This is a genomic window from Bradyrhizobium sp. (assembly GCF_016462955.1).
Classification (GTDB): Bacteria; Pseudomonadota; Alphaproteobacteria; order Rhizobiales; family Xanthobacteraceae; genus Bradyrhizobium.
Genome location: NZ_JAEMSD010000617.1, coordinates 2,861 through 3,498 on the forward strand (window position 1 = coordinate 2,861; position 638 = coordinate 3,498).

Sequence of the window (638 nt, forward strand, 5' to 3'; positions counted from 1 at the left end):
ATGTCGGTGGTCAGCGACTTGATCTGACTCGCCGCGTCGGTCGAAGCGGAGATCAGCGAGCCTTGGGCCTCGCGAACGCCGCTGGTGAGCGCCTCGATTGTGGCGCCGCCGGCGGTCGCAAGCGCGCGCTGCATCTCGGCCGCGAGCGAACGGACCTGGCTGGTTTGTTCCGCGGAGACAGCAAGGAGGGTGCTCTGGGCGTCGCGGGCGCTGGTAGTGATGGTCTCGGCGGTCGACTGGCCGACCTGCGAGAGCGAACGGTGCACCTCGGCGGCGAGCGACTTGACCTGGCTCGCCGCATCCGACGACGCCGTGACCAGCGTGTTCTGGGCCTCGCGGGCGCCGCTCATGATGGTCTCGGCGGTCGAAGTCCCCGCCATCGTCAGCGAGCGCTGCACGTCCGAGGACAGCGCCTTGATCTGGTTGGCGGTCTCGGTCGAGGCCGCGATCAGCGCGCTCTGCGCATCGCGGGCGCCGGCGGTGATCGATTCGGCGGTGGCGGTGCCGGCCATCGACAGCGAGCGCTGCACGTCGGCAGTGAGGCTCTTGACCTGGCTCGCCGCATCCGAGGACGCCGTGACCAGCGTGGTCCGCACCTCGCGGGCGCCGGCCAGGATCGAGGCCGCAGTGGCGGAGCC

The 638-nt window shown here is 70.8% G+C and carries 1 pseudogene; it reads right to left on the minus strand.

Annotated features, from left to right (window positions below):
* Nucleotides 1-638 (minus strand): annotated as a pseudogene (locus tag JHD07_RS35570) (negative regulator of septation ring formation); the annotation flags it as partial.